Below are 18267 nucleotides of genomic sequence, written 5' to 3'. Positions count from 1 at the left end.
AGAATGAAAAAGACTTTAATTCTAATTTTGATTTTGATTGGTTTCATACAATGCAATTTTCTCACAGAAACTAAAGCTTCAAAAGAAGAAAAAACAGAACAGAATATTGCTAAAGATAATAACTTTGAGGAATCTATCTCAGAAGCAAATAAATCTATTAGTGATAATGAGGTTCAAATAAAAGAAGACACCACAATATATGCTATTGACTCAATTGATGTAAAACCTGATTTTGAAGGGGGAATACAGAAATTTCAAAAATACATCAAAAATAATTTCTTCTATCCCGAAGAAGAGGATCATGTGAAAGGTATGGTTGAAGTGAATTTTGTAGTTGAAAAAGACGGAAATCTTAGCAATATAAAAGTTATTAAAGATATTGGGCACGGCACAGGAAACGAAGCAATTCGCGTTCTAAAAAAAGCTCCTAAATGGATTCCAGCAACCAATAATCATAGAATTGTGAGAACTCTTTACTATTTATCGATACCTGTAGATAATCATCAGGAACAAAACCTTTAATTTCTATTTGGACTGCAAGTTTTTCCTTAATCAAACTTTATCATGAGCAAACTCCCAAACGTAACCACAAGCATTTTTACGGTAATGTCAAAAATGGCAGCCGAATACAATGCAATAAACCTATCTCAGGGATTTCCAAATTTTCCTGTTGACGAAAGATTGACTGATATTGTTACCAGATTAGCAAAAGAAAACGTTCATCAATATACACCAATGGCAGGTTATCCTCCATTGATGAATAAAATTGTGAAGTTAACTCAGAGTTCTTACAATAGAACAATCAATCCAGAAACAGAACTTTTGGTTACCGCTGGAGCAACTCAAGGAATTTTCACCACAATTTTGGCTTTAGTAAAAGAAAATGACGAAGTAGTTATTCTCGATCCGAGTTATGATTCATATGAATCTCCTGTTTTGCTTTGCAAAGCCAAACCAGTTCGAGTGGCACTAAATGACGATTATACGCCAAATTGGGAAAGAATTGAAAAAGCTTGTTCTGCCAAAACCAGAATGATGATTATCAATAATCCTCATAATCCGACGGGGAAAATTTTAACTGAAAATGATTTCATTCAGTTAAAAAATCTTCTTGAAAAATATCCAGACATTATCATTTTATCCGATGAAGTTTACGAATATATTACTTTCGAAGAAAAACATATTTCGGCACACACTAAAGATTTCCTTTTAGATCGTTGCGTGATGGTTTCTTCTTTCGGGAAATCATTTCATATAACAGGTTGGAAAATTGGCTATACCATTGCTCCAGAACATTTAATGAAAGAAATCAAAAAAGTGCATCAGTTTTTGGTTTTCAGCGTAAACAGCATTTCTCAATTTGCAATCAGCGAATATTTAGATGTTGTTGATGTTAATCTTCTTGGGAAATTCTATCAGGAAAAAAGAGATTACTTTCAAAAACTACTTCAAAATAGTCGTTTTGAATTGAAACCTTGTGAAGGAACATATTTTCAAGTCGCTTCTTATGCTTATATTTCAAATGATGACGATGTTACTTTCTGTAAAAATCTGATTATCGATCATGGCGTGGCGGCAATTCCAATTTCAACTTTTTACTCCGATCATAAAGATCAGAAATTAATTCGCTTTTGTTTCGCTAAAGACGACTTCACACTTGAATCTGCAGCAAAAAAATTATGTGATATATAAAATTTATTGAAATTTTATAACATTATTATGCATGCATCCTATTTTATTTAACTATTATTGTAAAAAAAAAAGAAAAGTATGAGCTACACAGATAAAATGTTACGTGATGATGCTTTAAAAGGCAAAGTCATTGTCGTTACAGGCGGCGGAAGCGGTTTAGGTAAAGCCATGACCAAATATTTTCTTGAATTAGGAGCTCAAGTAGCGATAACTTCTAGAGATTTAGAGAAGTTAAAAACTACAGCTGCCGAACTGGAAAGTCAGACTGGAGGTAAATGTCTTCCTCTTCAATGTGATGTTCGCCATTACGAAGAAGTAGAAAACATGCTTCAAGAAACTTTAAAAGTTTTCGGAAAAGTAGATGTTCTTTTAAATAATGCAGCAGGAAATTTCATTTCTCCAACAGAAAGATTATCGGCAAATGCATTTGACACTGTGATAGATATTGTACTTAAAGGTTCTAAAAACTGTACGCTTGCTTTTGGAAAACACTGGATTGACACAAAGCAAACTTCGGCAACGATTTTAAATATAGTGACCACTTACGCTTGGACAGGATCTGCTTATGTTGTTCCTAGTGCTACGGCAAAAGCAGGAGTTTTGGCAATGACAAGAAGTCTTGCTGTAGAATGGGCTAAATACGGAATTCGTTCTAACGCCATTGCTCCAGGACCTTTTCCAACAAAAGGAGCTTGGGACAGATTATTACCAGGAGATCTTTCAGAGAAATTTGACATGGCGAAAAAAGTGCCATTAAAAAGAGTTGGAGATCACCAAGAATTAGCAAATTTAGCAGCTTACTTAGTTTCCGATTTCTCTTCATATATTAATGGAGATGTGATTACAATTGATGGAGGCGAATGGCTAAAAGGTGCTGGACAGTTTAACTTATTAGAAGCAATTCCAGAAGAACTTTGGGATCAGCTTGAAATGATGATTAAAGCAAAAAAGAATAAATAATTACAAGTGCTTACTAAATTCAGAATATTTTTTTAAACTATACTGATTGCACGAAATCCCGAAGGTTTACTTTCGGGATTTTTTTTATGTTTTTCACCATATAAGTAATATAAGTTCAGTTAAGAAGCATTTTGTTTAAATATCTGTTTACTTAAATTTACTTATGTTACTTATATGGTTAAATTATTTTAAATGTTTAAAAATTCACATTAATTATTAATTTTGTCAAACAAATATCAAACAAAAATTTTATGCTCATTATCGGACTTGCAGGAGGAACAGGAAGTGGAAAAACTACAGTAGTACACCAAATTATGAATGAATTACCAGACACAGAAGTTGGAGTAATTTCTCAGGATTCGTATTATAAACAAACCGATAATTTATCTTTTGACGAAAGAGCATTAATTAATTTTGACCACCCACGTGCGATCGATTTTGAATTATTGGTAAAACACCTAAAAGCTTTAAAAGCGGGAGAAACAATCGATCAGCCTGTTTATTCTTTTATCCAACACAATAGAACAGACGATACTGTTTCGACTCATCCAAGAAAAGTGATGATTGTTGAAGGAATTTTAATTTTGACTAATCCTGAACTACGCGATATGTTCGACATTAAAATCTTTGTTCACGCAGATTCTGACGAAAGATTAATTCGTCGTTTGAAAAGAGATATTTCAGAACGCGGACGCGATATTGATGAAGTTTTAAACCGTTATCAAACGACTTTAAAGCCTATGCATGAGCAATTTATTGAACCTTCTAAGGCTTTTGCAGACATTATCATCCCGAATGACAAATACAATACGGTAGCAATTGATGTCGTTCGTGCTGTAATTAATCAGAGAATTTCATAATTTTTATCGTAAATTTAAACCATAAAATTATATGCAGCCCGGCCAAGGTCGGGTTTGCTCTCTAACAGGTCTAAAAAAAACAATTCAAAAGAAATTATCTTATATGAAATTCAAGAATCCATATAAAGACAAAAAGTGGTTTAAATATCTAGGCAATAAATATGTCTGGGTTTTACTGTTTTTTATTGTTTGGATGTTATTTTTAGACAATTACTCTTATTTTGATCATCGTTTCTTAGATGAACAAATACACGAGCTTGAGGATAATAAAAAATATTATCAAGAAGAAATCAAAAAAGATCAGGAACAAATCAAACAGCTCAAAAATCCTGAACAAATTGAGAAATACGCTCGCGAAAAGTATTTCATGAAAAAAGACAGCGAAGATATTTATATCATACAATTTGAAGGAGATACCATTCAAGACAAAGAATAATCAAACAAAATACAATGGCCACTAACCTATTCGACGATTTTAATCCGATTTCATCCAAACAATGGAAACAAAAAATTCAGTTTGAATTGGACGGAGCTGATTACAATCAAACTGTTATTTGGAATTCGCCAGAAGATATTCAGGTAAAACCTTTTTATCACTGTGACGAATTTACAAAAGCTGCAAATGTAAATACGCAAGCCTCAGATTTTAAAATCTGCCAAAATATCTTTGTTTTCGATGTAGAAAAATCTATCGAACGTGCTTTAAACACTTTAGAAAGAGGTGCAGAAAGTCTTCGATTTACAATTGAAAACGATAAAATTGACGTTGAAAAACTATTGGAAAATCTTCCTTTAGAAAACAGAACGGTTTATTTTCATTTCAGTTTTATTTCAATCGATTTCGTTAAAAAATTAGATACTATTTCAATACAGAAAAAAGCTAATTTTTATTGCAATTTTGATCCAATCGGACAATTGGCAAGAGAAGGAAATTGGTTTACTACTTCTGAAAAAAATAATTTTGAAACTTTAGATTTACTTTTAAAAAATACAACCCATTTAAATCTGCTTAGTGTAGATTTGGGATTGTATCAAAATTCAGGTGCCAATATCACACAGCAAATTGCTTACAGCTTAGCACACGCAAACGAATATTTAAATCGTTTCTCTGATAAAGCAAAATCAATTGTTTTTCAGGTTTCTGTTGGAACAAATTATTTTTTTGAAATAGCTAAACTTCGTGCGCTTCGAATGCTTTTCGATTTAATTGCTGCAGAATACGATTCAAAAATCGAATGTCATATACTGGCAACGCCAACAAAACGTAATAAAACAATTTACGATTATAATGTAAATATGCTTCGTACCACAACTGAATGTATGTCGGCAATTTTAGGTGGCGCAGATGCAATTGCCAATCTTCCTTACGATGCTCTATATCATAAAGACAACGAATTTGGAGATCGAATTTCTAGAAATCAACTTTTGATTTTAAAGCACGAAAGTTATTTTGATAAAGTAGATAATCCAGCTGACGGAAGTTATTATATTGAAAGCTTAACGATGCAATTGGCAGAAAAAAGTTTGAATTTATTTAAAGAAATCGAAGCCAATGGAGGTTTTCTAAAACTTCTAAATGAAGGCACAATCAAAAAGAAAATTCAGGAAAGTGCCAATAAAGAACAGGAATTATTCGATTCTAAAAAAGAAATTCTTTTAGGAACAAATAAATATCCAAACAAAGAAGACAGAATGAAACATGATTTAGAATTGTTTCCTTTTGTAAAAATCAAACCAAGAAAAACATTAATTACACCCATTATCGAAAAAAGATTGGCTGAGAAAATGGAGCAAGAACGATTAGAACTGGAATAATCTCTTAAAAGTAATTAATTAAAAATTCAAAAAAGTGTCTCAATGATTAGAAAAGACCTTAAAAATATAAAGTTAGACGTTAAAAGTCAGAAGTTAGAAGTTGATTCTGCTGAAAACTTTACGACCGCTGAAGGAATTGAAATCAAAAGAAATTATTCGGAGAAAGATATCGAAGATTTAGAATTTCTTGATTTCGGAGCTGGTTTTGCACCAAACTTACGTGGGCCATATGCAACAATGTATGTGAGACGCCCTTGGACCATTCGCCAGTATGCAGGATTTTCTACGGCAGAAGAAAGCAACGCTTTTTATAGAAAAAATTTAGCTGCAGGACAAAAGGGACTTTCCATTGCTTTTGACTTGCCAACGCATCGCGGTTACGATTCAGATCACGAAAGAGTCGTTGGTGATGTTGGAAAAGCAGGTGTTGCAATCGATTCTGTTGAAGACATGAAAGTGCTCTTCGATCAGATTCCGTTAGATGAAATGTCTGTTTCCATGACCATGAACGGAGCTGTTTTACCGATTATGGCTTTTTACATTGTTGCTGCCGAAGAACAAGGCGTTAGCCCCGAAAAACTGGCAGGAACAATCCAAAACGATATTTTGAAAGAGTTTATGGTTAGAAATACTTATATCTATCCTCCCACTCCTTCGATGAAAATTATTGCTGATATATTTGAATTTACGAGCAAAAAAATGCCAAAATTCAATTCTATTTCCATTTCTGGCTATCATATGCAGGAAGCTGGAGCAACAGCTGATATTGAATTAGCTTATACTTTGGCCGATGGTTTAGAATACATCAGAACGGGATTATCAACAGGAATGACGATTGATGAATTTGCGCCAAGATTATCTTTCTTTTGGGCAATCGGAATGAATCATTTTATGGAAATTGCTAAAATGAGAGCTGGCCGAATGATTTGGGCGAAATTATTACAGCAGTTCAATCCAAAAAGCGACAAATCCCTAGCATTAAGAACACACTGCCAAACCAGCGGATGGAGTTTAACAGAACAAGATCCGTTTAATAATGTGGCAAGAACTTGTATCGAAGCTGCTGCTGCCGTTTTTGGAGGAACACAATCTTTGCATACCAATGCCTTAGATGAAGCAATTGCACTTCCAACGGATTTCTCGGCAAGAATTGCTCGAAATACGCAAATCTTTCTTCAAGAAGAAACCAAAATTACCAAAACCGTAGATCCTTGGGCTGGAAGTTATTATGTTGAAAGTTTAACCAATGACATTGCTGAGAAAACTTGGAAATTAATTGAAGAAGTAGAAGAACTTGGCGGAATGACCAAAGCAATTGAAGCTGGAATTCCAAAACTTCGAATTGAAGAAGCTGCGGCAAGAAAACAAGCAAGAATTGACAGCGGGCAAGACATTATTGTTGGCGTAAATAAATATCGTTTAGAAAAGGAAGATCCTTTGGATATTCTCGATGTAGACAATCAATTGGTTCGTAAACAGCAAGTCGAGCGTCTTGAAGAAATAAAACGAACCAGAGATTCTGAAAAAGTAAATAAGTCACTAGAAAAATTAATCCATTGTGCACAAACAGGAGAAGGAAACTTATTAGAAAATGCAATTGAAGCCGCTAGAAACAGAGCAACATTAGGCGAAATCAGTAATGCATTGGAAACTGTTTTTGGCCGTTTTAAAGCACAAATTAAATCTTTTAGCGGAGTGTATAGTGCAGCAATAAAAAATGACGAGAATTTTGAACGAGCAAAACAACTAGCTGATGTTTTTGCCAAACAAGAAGGAAGACGTCCTAGAATTATGATTGCAAAAATGGGACAAGACGGTCATGATCGTGGTGCAAAAGTGGTTGCAACAGGTTATGCCGATGTTGGTTTTGATGTTGATATAGGTCCGTTATTTCAAACTCCTGCAGAAGCTGCAAAACAAGCTGTCGAAAATGATGTTCACATCTTGGGAGTTTCATCACTTGCTGCTGGACACAAAACTTTGGTTCCGCAAGTTATAGAAGAATTAAAAAAATATGGACGAGAAGACATTATGGTAATTGTGGGTGGTGTAATTCCGTCTCAGGACTATCAATTCTTATTTGATGCGGGTGCATCGGCCGTTTTTGGACCTGGAACTAAAATAAGTGAAGCGGCTATAAAAATCTTAGAAGCTTTAATAGATTAAAAAGAAAATCCCTTTTTACAAGGGATTTTTCTTTTTTCATTTAGTCGTTTACTGTTGCGTTACTGTCAGCTTCTATAAAAGAAAGATCGTAACCTGCAAAATCTCTCATGTAGCTTTTCAAAGAAGTTCCGAAAGCATCTCTAAAATGTCTGCTTCCTTTATTTTTGAAAAAATTCTTTACAGAACCTGCACCACCTAAATGCGCTGCAGCTAAAATTCCAGATTCGGTAATTTCAATACCACTAACGATTTTACCTTCGTACTTTTCGATTTCGTTACGTAAAATCCATTTATTTTTCGCTAGCAAAGCCATAAAAGCTTTTTCTTGTAGAGCAGGATCTTTTAAAAATGCTTTATTATCATTAATTCCGATTGCTCTTAAAGCTTTAGAACCAAATTGATATTTGCCCATATAACCAAGGGTGTTTACTAATCTGTACTGCCCTTGTGATTCTTTAAAAGCGACTGCTTCTTTAAATCCTATTAGACGATTTCCTGTGAATGGGACATTTGCGATTTTTGGATAATCATCTTTTTCTTTTGATGGAAAAATGTATTCTGATCCATCTGTTTTTTCAATTAAAAACCAAGGTTTGGTTTCGTTGTTAGAGGGAATAAATCCCAAACTTAAAAATGTAATAATAACGACTAAACTCGCATAAAAATACCATTTCTTTATCATAAATTGTTTTTCTTCAAGACGCTGTCACCCTCTTGAAATTTCTACGGTGCAAAGATAAGTTATTTTAAAAATATGCTTAAAATCAATAGTTTAGCATTTTTTACGTAAAACCGGAAATTGCTTTCATCCCAGTTATAGTAATGGATTCCGAGAGATTTTAGTTCACGTTTTTTAACTTTAAAAACCAAAAATAAAGACCAAAAAAAATCGCATTTTATATAAATTTTAAGCAAATTTTATCAAAAAGAAAGAATTTTCTTATGCATAAATCATGATTTTTTATGCAACTCTTGAAAACCAGTTTTTGAATTTTATAAAAATCAACATTAATAAATGTTTATTTTTTTATTACTTCAATCTAAAAAATATCGAAAATAGCAATTTCACAATTTTTCGATTTAAAAATCATTTTGCATTATAAAGAAATAAAAAAACCGAAGTAGAATTTACTTCGGTCTTCAATATTTAAAAAGATAATAGAATTATCTCGTTACTCCTTGACTTGCGATCCAATCTGAATATTTTTTTGCATTTACATTGTGTTCTGCCAATGTTGCCGCAAACTCGTGATATCCGAAACGATCGACACTTGCACAGAAATAAATATAATCGTTCTTCTCTGGGTTTAAAACTGCTTCTAATGCTGTAATATCAGGCATTGCAATTGGTCCAGGAGGAAGTCCTTTATTTACATAAGTATTATATGGAGACCTCATTACCAAATCATTATAAAAAACTCTTTTTATAACTTGATCAAAATCGTTATCTCTTAATTTTAAAGCATAAATAACTGTCGGATCTGCTTGCAATGGCATTTCTAAACGTAAACGGTTTAAATAAACTCCTGCAATACGCGGTCTTTCATCTTTTTTAACTGATTCTTTGTGTACAATAGAAGCTAAAATTGTTGCTTGAACTGGAGTTAATCCTTGTGCTTTTGCTTTAGCAATTCTGTCCGCTGTCCAGAAATTATGATATTCCTTAATCATTTTATCACGGAATTTTTCTGCTGAAGTATTCCAATAAATTTCATAAGTGTTAGGAATAAACATTGCAAAAACGTTTTCTTCATTAAATCCGTTTGCAGCTAAGAAAGTCGAATCTTTAATCGCTTTCAATAAAGATAAACTATCTGCTTCGATTTCTTTTCCGATTCTTCCAGCAAAATTCTCTAAACGCTCTTGATTATTAAAAACCAACTTAACTGGAACATTAGAGCGCATTGCGCGCACTAAGTCAATATTGTTCATGTCTTTCTTTAAAAGAAAACGACCTGATTTTACATTTTCAGGATAATCTCTTTTTTCGGCAACCATTTCAAAGTTGTCAAAATTCTTGATGTAAGGCGCTAAAATCTTTTTTACATCAGCATAATTAGCGTCTGTCGGCACATAAACGTATACCTCTTTTTCTTCAAATTTAGTATTAGAACTAAATATTTTACTGATTAATATAAAACCATAAATCAATAAAACTGAAATTATGGCTACGGCACTTATTGTGATTATTTTTTTTAGACTCAAAGCTTAAAATTTAAATTTGTTTGTTAATTAGCTGAAAAATTGCTTCATCATGATAGTGATTATGATACAAAATCCAGTCTTTTTTTATTCCGATTTTCTTAAAACCAAATTTAGTAAAAAGTGCAATACTCGCTACATTTTGTACGCCAATATTTGCATATAATTGATGGAGATTTAAATTAGTAAAAGAATAATTTATTAAAAGCTCTAAAGCCTCAGAACCAATATTTTTACCCTGATTTTCTTCTTTCTGAATAACAATGCCAATCCCTGCCCTATTATTTCTAGGATCAAATTCAAACAAATCAATTAACCCAATTGCAGGAAAATCTTCATCTTGACAAATAGCCAAACGAAGTTGTTTTGCCTCGTAAATATCTTGATGGGCATTTTCTAAATATTGTTTAATCAAAAAACGGCTGTAAGGAGTCTGCGTATTACTAACTTCCCAGATATTCTCATCATTTTCTATAGAATAGATGAACTCCAAATCTTGAGGTTCAAGAGCTCGCAAATAAATCGAATCGCCTTTTAATGTTATCATTTTACAATTTTAGATTTTTGATAGCAGATTTTAGACTATCAATTGGAATTTGGAATTTGGAATTTAAAAAATTTGAGATTTATAAATTAAATCTCGATTGTTCCTTTAAAAACGAATTTTGCTGGTCCGGTCAAGAAAACATTGGTATAACCATCATTATCTTTATCAAAAGAAACTACCAGTTTTCCTCCTTCAACATTTAAGTTTATCGAAGTTTTATCTGTTTCTCCAATTGCATTCATCGCAATCGCAACTGCTGTCGCTCCAGTTCCGCACGCAAGAGTTTCATCTTCAACACCTCTTTCGTAGGTTCTTAAAGAAAAAGTGTCGTTGTCTACTTTTTTAACAAAATTGACATTGCTTCCTTTCTCGCCATACAATTCACCATAACGAATTGCGGCTCCATTTTCTTTTACATTATAATGCTCCAAATCATCAACAATTTGAACATGATGCGGAGAACCAGTATTTAGGAAAGTATAAGAATCTTTTTTCTGAATTTCGTTTACATCAATCATTTGTAAAGAAACAATTGAGTCGGCATTTACAGAAGCGTGATGTAATCCATCTGTTGCGATAAAAGTAGTTTTGTCATCAATTACTCCCAATTGGTTAGCAAAAGCAACAAGACAACGACCGCCGTTTCCGCACATTGAACTTTGATTTCCATCAGAATTATAGTAAACCATTCTGAAGTCAGTTTCAGAATCATTTTCAAGTAAAATTAACCCGTCTGCTCCAATTCCGAAACGTCTGTCGCACAGACGCTCAATAAGTTTTACATCCTCTTTTGGAAAGAAATTTGTGCGGTTGTCAATCATTACAAAATCGTTTCCAGTACCTTGATATTTATAAAATTCTATTTGCATTTTTTAGTTGTTAGAAATACAAAAGTACGAACTATTAATTAATGAAATGTTAATCATTGTTAAAGAGAGTTAAACCATTTTTACAAATAATTTTTTGAAGTATTTTTACGTTAAATATTAAAAACATAAATTTCTAATAACTTAAATTATAAATTCTAACATGAAAAGATTTTCAGCCTTATTTTTAGTGTCATTATTAAGTGGTGCTATTACTCTTGGTGCTTACAAGTTATTATTTGAAAGCAACAATTCTTTTTTTGGAAAAGGAAATTCTGTTGTAACTCTTGCCCCTAACTCTTATGGAAAAAATGTTGGATTAGGTGCTGAAACATTAGATTTTACCGAAGCCGCAGACAAAACTGTTCATACCGTTGTTCACGTAAAAAATGTTTCTAGAAGAACTGTAAGCAATCCGATGCTTGAATTTTTCTACGGATATGGCGGACAACAGCAGCAAGAACAAGTAGGAACTGGTTCTGGTGTAATTATTTCTGAAGACGGATACATTGTTACTAATAATCACGTAATTAAAGACGCTACAGAAATAGAAATTACTTTAAACAATAAAAAATCATACAAAGCGAAGTTAATTGGTACTGATTCTAAAATGGATATCGCCCTTTTGAAAATCAATGCTGATGAAAAACTTCCTTATACTGCTTTTGCAAATTCAGATAACGTAAAAGTTGGTGAATGGGTACTGGCAGTTGGGAATCCTTATAACTTGACTTCTACTGTAACTGCAGGAATTGTTTCAGCGAAAGCGAGAAATTTAGATCAAAGCGGAATCCAATCTTTCATACAAACTGATGCTGCGGTAAACCCAGGTAATAGTGGTGGAGCGTTAGTGAATGCAAGAGGCGAATTAATTGGAATTAATACAATGATTTCTTCTATGACCGGTTCTTATGTTGGATATTCTTTTGCTGTCCCTTCTAATATTGCCAGAAAAATTATTGAAGATATTATGGAATATGGAAATGTTCAAAGAGGTATTCTTGGAGTTGAAGGAGGAGAATTGAATGCAACAGCTTCTAAAGAATTAGGAGTAACAGAAACTCAAGGATTCTACATTAATAGAGTTTCTAAAAATTCTGGTGCAGAAAAAGCTGGTTTAACTAAAGGTGATATCATTGTAAAATTGGATGATCAAAACATTGCAACTTATGCTGATTTATCTGGCTACATCAATACAAAACGTCCAAACGATGTTGTAAAAGTAACTTATATTAAAGAAGGAAAAACCAAAACGGTTCCTGTAACTTTAAGTAAAAATGAGTTTTACAGCGCCGAATTTAAAGGAATTGAATTAGAAAATATCGATGCTGCTGATAAGAAAAAATTCAGAATAGATTACGGTGTTAAAATTAAAAACATTAGCAATGAGAATTTAATGCAATATCAAAACGAATTACTAGGAAATATTATCCTAAGTATTGATAATGTAAAAGCAACAAACGTTGAAACGGTTTCAAAACTTTTAAGTAAAAAAGACGAAGGCCAAAGCGTACGAATTGAAATGATCAACAGAAACGGAGAGATTTTCAGAATTATAATTTAAGTCGCAGTTTTCGGTCACAGTTTTCAATTACTAAAACTGAAAACTGTGCCTGTGACTGAAAACTTCAAAAAAAGCCATCTTAATAAATCAAGGTGGCTTTTTTATTTTCAAAAATAAATGCTAAAATAGTTTACGAAATCGATTGAAATAGATACTTTTGCGCCAAATTTTAAAATAGTGAGCATTTTATTTTTTCAATTATGAGTAACAAATCATTATACCAAAAAGAGGTAACATTACAAGTCGACCGAAGAAAAGCTGGAGTCGAATTAATCAAAGTCATAAGCGATTTATGGTATGACAAGTCTATCGAAATGGTTTTATTCAAGAATCAGTTATTGGATAAAAACGTTAGCGATATTATAAATCTTCATCAATATGCAGGGGAATTCGTGGGCAAACCAATCAGTATTTTTGATTCGGTTGAAATCGCAAAAGTAGTTTTATCTTTAGATCTTCCGCCAGCAAAAATAGATCTTGGAAAACTAACCTATGAATATCGTTTAGAAGACGAGAAATATCCCGATGCAAGATATTTTGTTATCGAAAAATTGAAAAAAGCAAAATCTTCAAAAGAAATCAAACCAAAAGATATTGTTTTGTATGGCTTTGGAAGAATTGGACGATTATTGGCGAGAGAACTAATGTCTAAAACTGGAAAAGGAGATCAATTGCGCCTGAGAGCAATTGTAACTCGTGATAAAAATGATGCAACAAGCTTAGAGAAACGAGCTTCTCTATTGCGATATGATTCAATTCACGGAGATTTCCAAGGATCTGTAATAGCAGACGCTAAAAATAATGCCTTAATTATTAACGGAACGACAGTTCATATCATTACAGCAAATTCTCCAGAAGAAATCGATTATACGACATATGGTATTAATGATGCTTTAGTAATTGATAATACTGGAGCATTTACTACGGAAGAAGCATTAAAAAGACATTTGACTTCAAATGGAGCTAGCAAAGTTTTATTAACTGCTCCTGGAAAAGGTGTTCCAAATATTGTACATGGCGTTAATCACAATGAATTTAATCCTGATGAAGTAAATATTTTCTCAGCTGCTTCTTGCACAACAAATGCCATTACTCCAATTTTAAAAGTGGTTGAAGAAACTCTTGGTGTTGTAAAGGGACATTTAGAAACAATTCATGCCTATACCAACGACCAGAATTTGGTTGATAATATGCATAAAAAATACCGTCGCGGAAGAGCTGCCGCTTTAAATATGGTAATTACTGAAACTGGCGCAGGAAGTGCTGTTGCAAAAGCTTTACCATCATTGGAAGGAAAATTAACTTCAAATGCTATTCGAGTTCCTGTTCCTAATGGCTCTCTTGTTGTTTTAAATTTAGAAGTTAAAAAAGCAACATCAATAGCCGCAATCAATAAAATAATGAAAAAATATGCTCTTGAAGGAGAACTAGTAGAGCAAATTAAATATTCTTTAAGTAACGAATTGGTTTCATCTGACATCGTAGGAACTTCTGCTCCATCTATTTACGACAGCAATGCTACAATTGTTTCTAAAGACGGAAAAAATATAGTATTATATATTTGGTATGATAACGAATATGGTTACAGCCATCAAGTAATTCGTTTAGCAAAATATATTGCCAAAGTAAGACGTTATACTTATTATTAATTCAACCAAACTAACTTTTTTTCTTAAAGCCATCAGGATTTTTTCTGATGGTTTTTTGTTTTATTTTAAATGGGAAGAACGGTAGTACTTTTTACTTCTGAAATCACAAAAACGGTATTTATTAGAGAAACTTCAGGTAATACCGATAATTTTTTTTGATGAAAATGATGATAACTTTCCATGTCAGGAATTATAATTTTTAGCATATAGTCAAAGTTGCCTGAAACGTAATTGCATTCTACAACTTCAGGCAGATTCAAAATCGACTGATTAAATCCTTCTGAAGTATCATAAGTCTGTTTTGTCAGTGTAACTTGGCAGTAAACCGTCAAATTATTTCCAAGTTTTTTCTTATCTAAAAGCGTCACATATTTTTCGATAATACCATCTTTTTCAAGGCGTTTCACCCGATCATGAACCGGTGTCAAAGACAAATTTATTTTGTTTGCAATGTCTTTTAATGTGTAGTGCGCATCTTCCTGTAATAGACGTAGGATTTTTTTGTCAATTTCATCTAAAGCCATAACGAAAACGTTTTATTAAAATTAGCGTGATTTAGTCATTTTTTCTTTTTGAAGAATAAATTTCGACCAAAAACAGAATATTTTTCTGCAAAAGTAAAAAATAAAATAATATTTTCTTATTTATTAAGCGTTAAACCATAATTTATTCTCTATCTGTAGATTTGTAAAACAATTTCAATTAAAACAAAAAAATATAACAAAATGATAATAGGTGTTCCTAAAGAAATAAAAAATAACGAAAACAGAGTTGCTTTGACTCCTGCTGGCGTTTCTGAAATGAAAAAACACGGACATACAGTTTATGTTCAATCTACAGCTGGTTTAGGAAGTGGTTTTGCTGATGAAGAGTATGCTCAAGCAGGTGCTGTTATTTTACCAACTATTGAAGAAGTTTATGCTATTGCAGAAATGATCATCAAAGTAAAAGAACCAATTGCTTCTGAATATCCATTGATCAAAAAAGATCAATTACTATTTACTTATTTCCACTTTGCATCTTCAGAAGAATTGACACATGCAATGTTAGAAAAAGGAGCTGTATGTTTGGCTTACGAAACGGTTGAAAAAACAGACAGAAGCTTACCTTTATTAGTTCCAATGTCTGAAGTTGCTGGTCGTATGGCAATCCAACAAGGAGCAAAATACCTTGAAAAACCATTAAAAGGAAGAGGAATTCTTTTAGGAGGTGTTCCAGGTGTTCCACCAGCAAAAGTATTAGTTTTAGGTGGAGGAATCGTAGGAACTCAAGCTGCTAAAATGGCTGCTGGTTTAGGTGCTCAAGTTACTATCATGGACTTAAGCTTACCACGTTTACGTCAATTGGATGATATCATGCCAGCAAACGTAAACACAGAAATGTCTAATCATTACAACATTACAAGAGCAATTAAAGATGCTGACTTAATTGTTGGGGCAGTTTTAATTCCAGGAGCAAAAGCACCTCACTTAATTACTCGTGATATGCTTAAATTAATGCGTCCAGGAACTGTTGTTGTTGACGTAGCTGTAGACCAAGGAGGATGTATCGAAACTTGTACTCCTACAACTCACGAAAATCCAACTTTCATTATTGACGATATCGTTCACTACTGTGTAGCTAATATGCCAGGAGCTGTACCTTACACTTCTACTTTAGCTTTAACAAACGCAACTTTGCCATATGCTGTTCAATTAGCAAACAAAGGATGGGAAAAAGCATGTGCAGAAAATGAAGAATTAAATAAAGGATTAAACGTAGCTAATGGAAAAATCCTTTACAAAGGAGTTGCTGAAGCTTGGAATCTTCCTTTTAACGAAGAAATAGTATTAGCAAACGCATAGTGTTAATACTTATATAAGTGCTTACTAAATCACTATTACAAGAAGGCTTTTCTTAATTGAAAAGCCTTTTTTTATGGTATAAAAAAACCTGTCATGAAGACAGGTTTTTCTAAATAATAACCTTTTTATTTTTTATTGTCAAGAACTTCAGTCATAACTTTTGCCTCGGTTCCATTTGGGAAAGTAACTTTAATTTTTTGAGCAATTGTTGGAGCGATCTCTGTTATAGCTTTCTTATCGTAAGATTCTCCTTTTTTAATATGCCAACCGTAGAAAATAGCAGGAACATGCGTATCATAGCTATAAATTGTTCCGTGTGATGTTCCTGTAGGTGTATATTCTATCATTCCAGGTTTATCCACAATAACTAAATCACCATTTTGCGTAACATCATAACCTTTTGCCACAAAATTAAGAGCGTAATCATTTCCAGCATTAGCCAAAACTTCTTCCTCTGTATAAACCTTTTTAACTTGTGGTTGAGTAATTAAAAACTTTTTAAAAGAATCTTTAACTTTATCAAGATCTAATTTCTTATCCTTAATAATTTGTTTATTGAAGAAAACATTAAAATTTGAATAATTCTGAATCAAATCTACACCAAAAGTCTTAGTTGAAAAATCCTGTAGACTTTTCTTAACCTCTTTAGAAGGATAATTATCTACATTATATTTACGATCTTTCAAGTAAATTACATTCTCAGCACCAGCGTGGTCAGCCGTTAAGAAAAGTAAATAGTTTCCTTTACCAACCGTTTTATCAAGATAAGCTAAAAAATCAGCAATTGTTTGATCCAATCTCAAGTAAGTATCTTGAAGTTCCATTGATCGTGGCCCTAATAAGTGACCTACGTAATCTGTAGAAGAAAAACTAACTGTTAAGAAGTCAGTAACATTATCTTTACCTAATTCCTCTTTCTCAATAGCTCTTTTTGCAAACTCAGCTAAAAGATCATTCCCAAAAGGAGTAGCTCTTATAACTCCAGCATCATTTTTGTCATACATTGATTTCAAATCGTATGGAAAAACAGGCGCTGCACTTCCATATAGTTTTCCTTCGTATGGGTTATTATCTGGAAGACTTTCGTTATAAACCGAAGCAGGCTTATACAAATCCCAACCTTTATTAATATATTTTAAATAGTTTTTTTCATTATTGAATTCTGTAACCCATTCAGGTAATTTTTCACCGTAAAAAGTACTAGAAATAAAAGAACCTGTTTTACTATACCAAAATGCCCAGTTAGCAAAATGTCCTGCTGGCAATATTGCACCACGATCCTTTAAACTCATTCCGATCACTTTTCCAGTAAAATTAGTAGCCATTCTAACTTCATCGGTTATTGTGGTACTTTGAAGATTTTTTGGAGACATAGCACCTTCTTCTGGCGTACCGTCACCTACTGTTTTAACACCAGCATCATCAGTACAGTACATTTCTTTTCCAAGGGTTCTGCTGAACCATTCGTTACCTACAATCCCATGAGTCGCTGGCGTTGTACCTGTGTAGATTGAAGCGTGTCCAGGAGCAGTATAAGTTGGCATATAATTGTAATGCATATTTTGGAAAGTAAATCCATCATTCATTAATCTTTTAAAGCCGTTTGGAGAAAAATCATCTGAAAAGCGATATAAATATTCCATTTTCATTTGATCTACAACTATACCCACTACTAACTTTGGACGTTGTTGCGCACTTAAACCTGTAACAGCAAGAAGTGCTAACAATAAAATATTTTTCTTCATATTTAAAAAGTAATTTAAACACAAAAATACTCATTCAAATTCAAAAAGTCTAAAGTATCAATATTTAACCGTCAACAATTGACTATAATTTAACAATTATAAGCTCAAGACCGCAGATACTTATGGCGTTTCCCTCCGGGCCGCGCTGTCCGCTGTATCTTTTGCGGGAGAAAGGTACGGTAAAAAAGAAGTTTTGAGTGTCCCGCAAAAGGATGCCGCTTCCATCACTAACGCGGCTGGCTGAGACAGCTTTTTTAAAATGATATAAAAACAAAAAATCCCCATCAGATTACTGATGAGGATTCTTAAAAGAAAGGCGACGACATACTCTCCCACAATGCTGCAGTACCATCTGCG

Annotated in this window: 17 protein-coding genes; 10 read left to right on the top strand and 7 right to left on the bottom strand. The window is 32.9% G+C overall.

What is annotated here, in order from left to right; genetic code table 11:
* Nucleotides 1-3: 3 nt before the first annotated feature.
* From ABXT06_RS20025 to scpA, 7 genes are all read left to right on the top strand, one after another.
* Nucleotides 4-522, top strand: a complete 519-nt coding sequence (locus ABXT06_RS20025) for an energy transducer TonB (RefSeq protein ID WP_354592329.1) — start codon at nt 4-6, stop codon at nt 520-522.
* Nucleotides 523-564: 42 nt separating this feature from the next.
* A complete protein-coding gene (locus ABXT06_RS20020; protein WP_354592328.1) occupies nt 565-1692 on the top strand; it encodes a methionine aminotransferase in 1128 nt (375 codons plus the stop codon).
* A 78-nt stretch (nt 1693-1770) separates the two neighbouring features.
* Nucleotides 1771-2652: an SDR family oxidoreductase gene (locus tag ABXT06_RS20015; protein ID WP_008467969.1), complete on the top strand. Its 882-nt coding sequence runs from the start codon at nt 1771-1773 to the stop codon at nt 2650-2652.
* A gap of 251 nt (nt 2653-2903) precedes the next feature.
* The gene (udk, locus tag ABXT06_RS20010) at nt 2904-3512 is read left to right on the top strand and encodes a uridine kinase (RefSeq protein ID WP_008467967.1); all 609 of its coding nucleotides are present in this window, start codon (nt 2904-2906) and stop codon (nt 3510-3512) included.
* A 103-nt stretch (nt 3513-3615) separates the two neighbouring features.
* A complete protein-coding gene (locus ABXT06_RS20005) occupies nt 3616-3948 on the top strand; it encodes an FtsB family cell division protein (protein WP_354592327.1) in 333 nt (110 codons plus the stop codon).
* 14 nt (nt 3949-3962) lie between these two features.
* Nucleotides 3963-5327 carry a methylmalonyl-CoA mutase subunit beta gene (locus tag ABXT06_RS20000; protein ID WP_354592326.1) on the top strand — a complete coding sequence of 455 codons (1365 nt, stop codon included), beginning with the start codon at nt 3963-3965 and terminating at the stop codon, nt 5325-5327.
* Nucleotides 5328-5369: 42 nt separating this feature from the next.
* A complete protein-coding gene (gene scpA, locus ABXT06_RS19995) occupies nt 5370-7493 on the top strand; it encodes a methylmalonyl-CoA mutase (RefSeq protein WP_354592325.1) in 2124 nt (707 codons plus the stop codon).
* A gap of 40 nt (nt 7494-7533) precedes the next feature.
* On the opposite strand, the gene ABXT06_RS19990 is transcribed toward scpA, so the two are convergent.
* The 4 genes from ABXT06_RS19990 to dapF form a co-directional block, all read right to left on the bottom strand.
* Entirely contained in the window at nt 7534-8175 is a 642-nt protein-coding gene (locus tag ABXT06_RS19990) for a peptidoglycan-binding protein LysM (RefSeq protein WP_354592324.1), read from the bottom strand.
* 482 nt (nt 8176-8657) lie between these two features.
* Nucleotides 8658-9698 carry an endolytic transglycosylase MltG gene (gene mltG / locus ABXT06_RS19985; RefSeq protein WP_354592323.1) on the bottom strand — a complete coding sequence of 347 codons (1041 nt, stop codon included), beginning with the start codon at nt 9696-9698 and terminating at the stop codon, nt 8658-8660.
* 10 nt (nt 9699-9708) lie between these two features.
* A complete protein-coding gene (locus tag ABXT06_RS19980) occupies nt 9709-10242 on the bottom strand; it encodes a GNAT family N-acetyltransferase (RefSeq protein ID WP_198858273.1) in 534 nt (177 codons plus the stop codon).
* A gap of 86 nt (nt 10243-10328) precedes the next feature.
* Entirely contained in the window at nt 10329-11111 is a 783-nt protein-coding gene (gene dapF, locus ABXT06_RS19975; RefSeq protein WP_129744975.1) for a diaminopimelate epimerase, read from the bottom strand.
* A gap of 160 nt (nt 11112-11271) precedes the next feature.
* Between dapF and ABXT06_RS19970 the strand changes: the two genes are divergently transcribed.
* Entirely contained in the window at nt 11272-12672 is a 1401-nt protein-coding gene (locus tag ABXT06_RS19970) for a trypsin-like peptidase domain-containing protein (RefSeq protein WP_354592322.1), read from the top strand.
* A 200-nt stretch (nt 12673-12872) separates the two neighbouring features.
* Nucleotides 12873-14321, top strand: a complete 1449-nt coding sequence (locus ABXT06_RS19965; RefSeq protein WP_354592321.1) for a glyceraldehyde-3-phosphate dehydrogenase — start codon at nt 12873-12875, stop codon at nt 14319-14321.
* A gap of 65 nt (nt 14322-14386) precedes the next feature.
* On the opposite strand, the gene ABXT06_RS19960 is transcribed toward ABXT06_RS19965, so the two are convergent.
* The gene (locus tag ABXT06_RS19960) at nt 14387-14845 is read right to left on the bottom strand and encodes an Lrp/AsnC family transcriptional regulator (protein ID WP_008467950.1); all 459 of its coding nucleotides are present in this window, start codon (nt 14843-14845) and stop codon (nt 14387-14389) included.
* 201 nt (nt 14846-15046) lie between these two features.
* Here ABXT06_RS19960 and ald point away from each other — a divergent pair, with 201 nt between their 5' ends.
* Entirely contained in the window at nt 15047-16165 is a 1119-nt protein-coding gene (gene ald, locus ABXT06_RS19955) for an alanine dehydrogenase (protein ID WP_260671158.1), read from the top strand.
* A 125-nt stretch (nt 16166-16290) separates the two neighbouring features.
* On the opposite strand, the gene pafA is transcribed toward ald, so the two are convergent.
* Entirely contained in the window at nt 16291-17910 is a 1620-nt protein-coding gene (gene pafA / locus ABXT06_RS19950; protein WP_354592320.1) for an alkaline phosphatase PafA, read from the bottom strand.
* Between the two features lie 120 nt (nt 17911-18030).
* A partial coding sequence (locus ABXT06_RS19945) for a hypothetical protein (RefSeq protein WP_354592319.1) occupies nt 18031-18267 on the bottom strand: 237 nt, incomplete at its 5' end.

It is taken from the genome of Flavobacterium sp. UW10123, assembly GCF_040538975.1.
Classification (GTDB): Bacteria; Bacteroidota; Bacteroidia; order Flavobacteriales; family Flavobacteriaceae; genus Flavobacterium.
This window is presented reverse-complemented; position numbering and strand designations above follow the sequence as displayed.